This is a genomic window from Nocardia sp. JMUB6875, from assembly GCF_041154655.1.
Lineage (GTDB): Bacteria > Actinomycetota > Actinomycetes > Mycobacteriales > Mycobacteriaceae > Nocardia.
In genome coordinates this window covers 1-8,190 of record NZ_BAAFGR010000247.1, presented here as the reverse complement: position 1 = coordinate 8,190, position 8,190 = coordinate 1, and the positions used below count along the sequence as shown (strand labels likewise).

Sequence of the window (8,190 nt, the reverse complement as noted above, 5' to 3'; positions counted from 1 at the left end):
ACCCAGAACCTGGCAGCTCTCCACCGCCGAACGCCTGGCCCTGGTCGTCCTCGCCCAGCGCTACCTCTTACAGGAGCCCTACCCCCAGCCCATCGCCTGGCGCCAGGCCGCGATCCACCTCGACGACCGCCAGCCCGACGCAGGCTGGACCCCCAAACGCGTCGAGCACCTGGTAGAACGCGTCCGCGCCCGCCTCTCAGCCGACGGCGTCCCCGGCCTCACCCGCGAAGAAGTAGGCGAACCAGTCGGAAACATGCTGAACCACAACCTGATCCGCGCCCTCATGGAATCCACCACCCTGGTCCCACCCGACCTACGCCTCCTCGACCACCGAATCCCCGCCGTGGACTCGACCACGAACTTCGGCGACCACTGAGCCCGTCGCTCCGACTCGGCTCGAAAGCTGTTGTGTCATATAAATACAGGCAGCGCAGACGCCAGCCGCACGAAGAAGGGCTGGCCCCGCGATCACCGGGCCAGCCCTCCATCTTGGTGCCGAGTGTGGGACTCGAACCCACACGTCCTTCCGGACAACGGTTTTTGAGACCGTCGCGTCTGCCAGTTCCGCCAACCCGGCGCACCGGGGGGAAATGATAGCGGGTTTGTGGGGGAAGGTACTAATCGGCGGGGTTGGGGGATGACATCGTTGTGATACTGGTCGGTTTGCGCTGGGTACGTGGGTTGTGGGGGCGGGGCGACGGTACTCTTTGGGGTACTCGGTGCGTGCCGACCCGCGAAGGGTGGCGCGGGACGAGGTGGCATCGGGTAATCGGTATTCGGAAGCGACAGGGGTTCATCTATGGGAACGACAGCAGGGGGCGGTTCGAAGAAGGATGCCGCGGCGTCCGCCCCCAAGCGGGTGGTGGTTGCCGAGGACGAGGCGCTCATCCGGATGGACCTGGTGGAGATGCTCTCGGAAGAGGGTTATCAGGTGGTGGGTGAGGCGGGTGACGGCCAGCAGGCCGTGGACCTCGCCGAGGAGATGCGGCCGGATCTGGTGATCATGGACGTGAAGATGCCGCGCCGGGACGGGATCGACGCCGCGGCCGAGATCGCCTCGAAACGTCTTGCGCCGGTGGTCATTCTGACGGCCTTCAGCCAGCGCGATCTGGTGGAACGGGCACGCGACGCGGGGGCGATGGCGTACCTGGTGAAGCCGTTCACCAAGTCGGATCTGGTGCCGGCCATCGAGTTGGCCGCATCGCGATTCCATGAGATCGCGGCGCTCGAGAGCGAGGTCGCGAACCTGACCGACCGCCTCGAGACCCGCAAGCTGGTGGAGCGCGCCAAGGGTGTGCTCATGCAGACGCAGGGTCTATCGGAGCCGCAGGCGTTCAAGTGGATTCAGCGCACGGCCATGGACCGTCGCACTACGATGAAGGCCGTCGCCGAGGTGGTGCTGGAGAACCTGGCGCCGAAGTAAGGCGCATTTGCTAGGTCATAGCCCTGTTGTTGCCCAAAATCAACTGTAAAAATTTACAGTGCGGTAACAACGGGGCTTTTTCTCTTGTTGCGATGTCACATAGATGATTCGAATGTGATGCGGAGCTAACGTGGCAGGGCTATGTTCTGGTCGGGCCGATCGATGGGGCGGCCCTCCCCGGTGACCCCGGGGAGCACAGAACATGAGGTGAATCGTGCTTGGTTCAATGACGCGCACGTCTTCGCTGCGGCGTAGTCGCACGGCGCGAGCGGTGGTCATCGGCGCGGCGGCCGTGCTCGCGCTGGCGTCGGCGGGTTGTAGCAGCAAATCGACGGACAATTCCGGTGGGGGCGGGTCGAATCTGACCATTCAGCCCCTGGTGCAGGTGGACGCGCAGGGCAAGGAAGTCCCGGCCAAGGACACCAGCGCGGCCGCCGACCCCGCGGGTGACGGCAAGGGCAAGTGCGCGCCCACGACCATCGCGATGGCGGGCCCGCTGACCGGTGACAACGCCAATCTCGGCCTGAACATCATCCGCGGTGTGAAACTGGCGCTGGATCAGCACAACAAGGCCAACCCGGGCTGCCAGGTCACGGTCAAGGAATTCGACACCGAGGGCGACCCGCAGAAGGCCACCCAGGTCATCCCGACCATCGTCAGCGATCCGTCGATCGTGGCGCTGATCGGTCCGACCTTCTCCGGTGAGACCAAGGCGACCGGCGCCATCCTGAACCAGGCGAACCTGCTGTCGCTGACCCCGTCCGCCACCAACGTCACCCTGACGACCAATGGCTGGGGCAACTTCTTCCGCGGTCTGGGCAATGACGGCATCCAGGGTCCGGCCGTGGCCGGCTACCTCAAGGGCACCGGCAAGTTCAAGAAGATCTGCGTCATCCAGGACGACTCGGATTACGGCACCGGCCTGGCCAAGACGGTCACCGAGGGCCTCGGCTCGATCGCCGACCCGAGCTGCGCGGCCAGCGTGAAGGCCAAGCAGAAGGACTTCTCCGCCACCGTCTCCAAGATGGCCTCGGCCAAGCCGGACGGCATCTTCTACGCCGGCTACTACGCCGAGGCCGCCCCGCTGGCCAGCCAGCTGCGCGACGGCGGCGTGACCGCCACCTTCATCTCCGATGACGGCACCAAGGACGTCGAGTTCACCAAGCAGGCCGGTAGCAAGTCCAAGGACGCCCTGCTCTCCTGCCCGTGTGGTCCGGCCGGTGACAAGTTCACCGCCGCCTACAAGGCGTTCAACAACTACGAGCCGGGCACCTATTCGACCGAGGGCTACGACCTCACCACGATCGTGATCAAGGGCATCGAGTCCGGCAAGACCACCCGCCCCGACCTGGTCGACTTCGTGAAGAACTACGACGGTCAGGGTCTGGCCCGCGAGTACAAGTGGGGTCCGACCGGTGAATTGGCGAACGCCCTGATCTGGATGTACCAGGTCAAGTAAGCGCTCCCCCTTTTCATTCGGAACAGCGTGTGCCGAATTCGTTTTCGGCACACGCTGTTTTCCACGGACGGCGAAAGTAACGAATGTCTGCACCCGCTCTGGCTGATGTGACTCTCCTGGCGAGCTCGTCCATCAAATTCGACCTCTCCGGGGTCGCCGATCAATTCTGGCGGCTCACCGTGGAGGGACTCACCTACGGCTCGATCTACGCGCTCGTCGCGGTCGGTTACACACTGGTCTACGGCGTGCTGCGCCTGATCAATTTCGCCCATTCGGAAGTATTCATGCTGGGTACTTTCGGCCAGCTGGTCGGGCTGATGGTCTTCGGATTCGCGGCCAGCGGCGACACCTACTCCCAGGGCGCCGGGCCGACCATCATCTATCTGATCGCGGCCATGATCTTCGGCATGCTCGTGTCCGGCGCGGCCGCCGTGGCACTCGAGCGGGCCGCGTACCGCCCGCTGCGCAAACGCGGCGCCAAACCCCTGATCTTCCTGATCACCGCGATCGGAATGTCGTTCGTGCTGCAGGAATTCGTGCACTACATCCTGCCCAAGCTGACCGGCAACAAGCTCGGCGGCACCAACGCCCAGCAACCGATCCAGCTGGTGACGCCCACCGAGCAGTTCAGCTTCTTCGGCGCGTCGGTCACCAATATCGCGCTGGTCATCGTGGGCGCGGCGATCGCGCTGGCGCTCACCACCGAATTGCTCATCAACAACACGAAATTCGGCCGCAGCATCCGCGCGGTGGCCCAGGATCCGGACACCGCCACCCTGATGGGCGTGTCCCGGGAACGGGTCATCATGCTGACCTTCCTGATCGGCGGCGTGCTGGCCGGCGCGGCCGCGCTGCTGTACACGCTGAAGATTCCCAACGGCATCATCTACAACGGCGGCTTCATCCTGGGCATCAAGGCCTTCAGCGCCGCGGTGCTGGGCGGTATCGGCAACCTGCGCGGCGCGTTGCTGGGCGGTCTGCTGCTGGGTCTGGCCGAGGACTACGGCCAGGTGCTGTTCGGTGACCAGTGGCGCGACGTGGTCGCGTTCGTGGTGCTGGTCGCGGTGCTCATGGTCCGGCCCACCGGCATCCTCGGTGAGAGCTTGGGGAGGGCGCGCGCATGACCCACGCGAAAGCGGCTCCCGCGCCGCAGAATTCACCCGCCGGACGCAAGGATTCACCCGCCGGTCGCGGTGTCGGCGACGCCATCCGCAACTGGTGGGGCGGGCTGACCCGGCCGGGACAGTGGGCCGTCGGCGTGCCGATCGTCCTGGTGCTGGCGGTGCTGCCGCTGTTCAAGGTGCCGGTGCTGGACACCCCCGGCACCAGTTTCGGCGGTGTGATGGCGCAGTTCGCCATGTACGCGCTCATCGCCATCGGCCTGAATGTCGTTGTCGGACAGGCGGGTCTGCTCGACCTGGGGTATGTCGGCTTCTACGCGGTCGGCGCGTACTCGGTCGGCCTGCTGACCAGTCCGAACAGCCCGTGGAATCAAACTAACGGCGGCTGGCTCGATCCCAAGTGGGCGTGGCTGGCCTGCGTGCCGATCGCGATCCTGGCGACGGCCATCTCCGGTCTGATCCTGGGCACCCCGACGCTGCGGCTGCGCGGCGACTACCTCGCCATCGTGACCCTCGGTTTCGGTGAGATCGTGCGCCTGCTGGCCGACAACCTGCCCGAAATCACCAACGGCAGCCTCGGCCTGTCGCGGATCCAGTATCCGCACCTCGGCGAGTCCGACACCCACCCCGGCGGGTTCTTCTCCTCCGGCAACCTCGGCGACCAGCACACCTGGAATCCGTTGGACCGGGCCAACTCCGGCACCTGGTGGTACTGGTTGGGCATCATCCTGGTGGTCGTCGTGCTCATGTTCGTCGGCAACCTCGAGCGCAGCCGGGTCGGCCGTGCCTGGGTGGCCATCCGCGAGGACGAGGACGCCGCCGAGATCATGGGCGTGCCCACCTTCAAGTTCAAGCTGTGGGCGTTCATGATCGGCGCGGCCATCGGCGGCCTGTCGGGCGCGCTGTACGCCGGTCAGGTGCAGTACGTGAATCCGCAGGGCTTCAACGTCATCAACTCGATGCTGTTCCTGTGCGCGGTGGTGCTGGGCGGTCAGGGCAACAAGCTCGGCGTGATCGTCGGCGCGTTCCTGATCGTGTACCTGCCCAACCGGTTCATGGGCGTCAATGTCGGCGGGCAGTCGCTCGGCGACTACAAGTACTTGTTCTTCGGACTCACCCTGGTGGTGGTGATGATCTTCCGTCCGCAGGGTCTGTTCCCGGCGCGGCAGAAGTTGCTCGCCTACGGGCGGCAGGTGTATCGGGCGGTGCGCAAGCCGGTGGCGGCGCAGGCGACGGGAGCGGGACAGTGACGGGGCCGGGCGACGCGCTCTTCGACAACGAGGACATCGCGGCCGGGTATGTCGCGCCGCCCGAGGTCGAGCCGAGCCCGGGCATGCTCGACGTGACCGAAGTCCTTCCGGTGCTGTCGGATTCGGATATGGTCGCGGAAATCGCCGCGCCGCACCGCGAGATCGAGGTCCCGGTCGGCGCGCCGCTGCTGCGCACCGACGGGCTGACGGTGAAGTTCGGCGGCCTCACCGCGCTGGACAATGTCAGCTTCGAGATCCGCCGCGGCGAGATCCTCGGACTGATCGGACCCAATGGCGCGGGCAAGACGACCTGCTTCAACGCCATCTCCGGTGTGTACCGGCCCTCGGGCGGGACGGTGTACTTCGACGGCAAGCCGCTGACGAAGACCAAGCGCAACGAGATCACCCGCCTCGGTATCGCCCGCACGTTCCAGAACATCCGGCTCTTCAGCGAGATGACGGCGCTGGAGAACGTGGTCGTCGGCGCGGACGCCCGGCACAAGACCTCGGTCCCGGGCGCGGTCTTCCGCACGCCCCGGCACCGCGCCGAGGAGCACGAATCGCTCGAAAGGGCCATGGCCCTGCTGGAATTCGTCGGTATCGCGCCGCACGCGGTCGAGAAGGCGCGCAACCTCTCCTACGGTGACCAGCGTCGCCTGGAGATCGCGCGCGCGTTGGCGACCGAGCCGAAACTGCTGTGCCTCGACGAGCCCGCGGCCGGATTCAACCCGAGCGAGAAGTCCGCGCTCATGGATCTGATCCGCAAGATCCGCGACGACGGCTACACGGTGCTGCTCATCGAGCACGATATGCGCCTGGTCATGGGCGTGACCGACCGCATCGTGGTGCTCGAATTCGGCCGCAAGATCGCCGATGGGCTGCCGGAGCAGATCCGCCAGGATCCCGCGGTGATCAACGCCTACCTGGGTGTGCCCGACGAGGGCGACGCCGAGACCGCCGAGGAAGCGGCCGAGGCGGAAAGCGTTGCCGCCGAGCCGGTCCCGGACCTCGCCAAACAGCTCCCCGGCAGCGAGGCGCCCGCGGCCGATGACGCGCTGCTCACCGTCGAGGACATGGTGGTCAACTACGGCAGAATCCAAGCCCTGCACGGCATCTCGCTGAAGGTCGGGCAAGGCGAGCTGGTCACCCTACTGGGCGCCAACGGCGCGGGCAAGACCACCACCATGCGCGCCCTGTCCGGCCTGCTCCCGCTGACCGGCGGCCGCATCATGTTCCAGGGCCGCGACATCACCCGCATGAAGGCACACGAACGCGTCGTGGCGGGCCTCATCCAGGCTCCCGAGGGCCGCGGCGTCTTCCCCGGCATGACGGTCCAGGAAAACCTCGACATGGGCTGCCACGCCAGACCGTTCAAGGCGAAGGCCGAGTACGCCCAAACCCTCGACTGGGTCTACGAACTGTTCCCCCGCCTGCTGGAGCGGCGTCGCCAGGTCGGCGGCACCCTCTCCGGCGGTGAACAGCAGATGCTCGCCATCGGCCGCGCGCTGATGGCCCGCCCCCAGCTCCTCCTCCTGGACGAGCCGTCGATGGGCCTGGCCCCCATGGTGATTCAACAGATCTTCCGAATCATCGCCGACATCAACGCCCAGGGCACCACGGTCCTGCTGGTCGAACAGAACGCCCAGCAGGCCCTGACCCGAAGCGACCGCGCCTACATCCTCGAAACCGGCGAGGTCACCAAGACCGGAGGCGGCCGAGCCCTCCTCCACGACCCCGCCGTCAAGTCCGCCTACCTCGGCGTCGGCTGACACCTTCTGTTCCGATTCGGGCCGGGCGACATTGGTCGCCCGGCCCGAAGTTTTATAGCGGCTGGCGCGCAAGCGATTACGTGACGCATTCCACTCGCCGGGGTAGCCGGGGCGTGGCTAATCTGGCACGCGTGAGCGAAAATACTACAGCAAGTAGTACTGGTGGGCGGGTTTCGCGGCGCGCCCTGTTCGGTTCGGGTCTGGCCGCCGCCGGCGCGGCCGCGGCGGGTGTGGCCATCGGGCGCGGCACCGCCGCCGAGTCTCCGAAAACCGCCGGGGTGGTGGACTTTCACGGTGATCACCAAGCCGGTATCGCGACTCCTCAGCAGGCACACGCCATGTTCCTGTCGGCCGATGTGGCGCGTGCCGATCGCGGTGTGCTGCGCGAGCTGCTCAGCGTCTGGACCGAGACGGCGGCGGCCCTCACCACCGGCGCGGACGTTCCCGAGAACCCCTCCGACGCACCGGGATTCAGTGTGCGCACCGACTTCGCCACGGGTCTGAACCCGGCCCGGCTGACCATCACCTTCGGATTGGGCCCGGAGGTGTTCGACGACCGCTTCGGGCTGGCCGCGCGCCGCCCGAAGCAGCTGCGCACCCTGCCCGAATTCCCCGGGGACGCACTGCGATCCGCCTGGTGCGGCGGCGACATCATGGTGCAGATCTGCGCCGACGACACTCAGGTGGTCAGCCACGCCTTCCGCGCGCTGCGCGCTCGCATGCCCGGCCTGGGACGTATCCGCTGGACCCAGCACGGCTTCCTGAGCCGGCCCGCCGACGGCGGCACCTCCCGAAACATGTTCGGGCACAAGGACGGCACCGCCAACCCGAAACGCGGCACCGCGGCCTTCGACAAGACCATCTGGGTGGACGCCGCCGACGAGCCGGATTGGTTCCACCGCGGCACCTACCTGGTCTTCCGCAAGATCCGCATGAAGACCGCCGACTGGGACATGCTCGCCCTCGCCGAACAGAACAACATCATCGGCCGCCGCCGCGGCGACGGCGCGCCCCTGAGCGGCGACACCGAATTCGATCCGGTGGACCTGACCAAGCGCCTGCCCAACGGTGAACTCGCCATACCCGTCGGCGCCCACGTCCGCCTGGTCAACGGCATCCCCATGCTCCGCCGTGGCTACAACTACGACTACGGCACCCTGCTCTCCAC

Annotated in this window: 7 protein-coding genes, 1 tRNA gene and 1 pseudogene; 8 read left to right on the top strand and 1 reads right to left on the bottom strand. The window is 66.6% G+C overall.

Annotated features, from left to right (window positions below; translation table 11 throughout):
• On the top strand, window positions 1-376 hold a 376-nt coding region (locus ACAM49_RS36580; protein WP_369640109.1), incomplete at its 5' end, for a hypothetical protein.
• 114 nt (window positions 377-490) lie between these two features.
• On the opposite strand, the gene ACAM49_RS36575 is transcribed toward ACAM49_RS36580, so the two are convergent.
• A tRNA-Leu gene (locus ACAM49_RS36575) sits at window positions 491-577 on the bottom strand.
• 222 nt (window positions 578-799) lie between these two features.
• Here ACAM49_RS36575 and ACAM49_RS36570 point away from each other — a divergent pair.
• The 7 genes and pseudogenes from ACAM49_RS36570 to ACAM49_RS36540 form a co-directional block, all read left to right on the top strand.
• A complete protein-coding gene (locus ACAM49_RS36570; protein ID WP_040807235.1) occupies window positions 800-1,423 on the top strand; it encodes an ANTAR domain-containing response regulator in 624 nt (207 codons plus the stop codon).
• Window positions 1,424-1,649: 226 nt separating this feature from the next.
• Window positions 1,650-2,882 (top strand): branched-chain amino acid ABC transporter substrate-binding protein, encoded by a 1,233-nt coding sequence (locus tag ACAM49_RS36565; protein WP_369640108.1) that lies wholly within the window; start codon window positions 1,650-1,652, stop codon window positions 2,880-2,882.
• 83 nt (window positions 2,883-2,965) lie between these two features.
• Window positions 2,966-4,006: a branched-chain amino acid ABC transporter permease gene (locus ACAM49_RS36560; protein ID WP_369640107.1), complete on the top strand. Its 1,041-nt coding sequence runs from the start codon at window positions 2,966-2,968 to the stop codon at window positions 4,004-4,006.
• Entirely contained in the window at window positions 4,003-5,253 is a 1,251-nt protein-coding gene (locus tag ACAM49_RS36555) for a branched-chain amino acid ABC transporter permease (RefSeq protein WP_369640106.1), read from the top strand. Before ACAM49_RS36560 ends, ACAM49_RS36555 begins: the two co-directional genes overlap by 4 nt.
• A gap of 83 nt (window positions 5,254-5,336) precedes the next feature.
• A pseudogene (locus ACAM49_RS36550) lies at window positions 5,337-6,203 on the top strand (ABC transporter ATP-binding protein); the annotation flags it as partial.
• Window positions 6,204-6,326: 123 nt separating this feature from the next.
• Window positions 6,327-7,022, top strand: a complete 696-nt coding sequence (locus ACAM49_RS36545) for an ABC transporter ATP-binding protein (protein ID WP_369640110.1) — start codon at window positions 6,327-6,329, stop codon at window positions 7,020-7,022.
• A 131-nt stretch (window positions 7,023-7,153) separates the two neighbouring features.
• Window positions 7,154-8,190: Dyp-type peroxidase (locus ACAM49_RS36540; protein ID WP_369640105.1), on the top strand; the 1,037-nt coding region annotated here is incomplete at its 3' end.

Bases quoted from the DNA above. Each gene is read 5' to 3' on its own strand.
- ACAM49_RS36570 (WP_040807235.1), top strand. From the start codon at position 800: ATGGGAACGACAGCAGGGGGCGGTTCGAAGAAGGATGCCGCGGCGTCC.
- ACAM49_RS36565 (WP_369640108.1), top strand. From the start codon at position 1,650: ATGACGCGCACGTCTTCGCTGCGGCGTAGTCGCACGGCGCGAGCGGTG.
- ACAM49_RS36560 (WP_369640107.1), top strand. From the start codon at position 2,966: ATGTCTGCACCCGCTCTGGCTGATGTGACTCTCCTGGCGAGCTCGTCC.
- ACAM49_RS36555 (WP_369640106.1), top strand. From the start codon at position 4,003: ATGACCCACGCGAAAGCGGCTCCCGCGCCGCAGAATTCACCCGCCGGA.
- ACAM49_RS36545 (WP_369640110.1), top strand. From the start codon at position 6,327: ATGGTGGTCAACTACGGCAGAATCCAAGCCCTGCACGGCATCTCGCTG.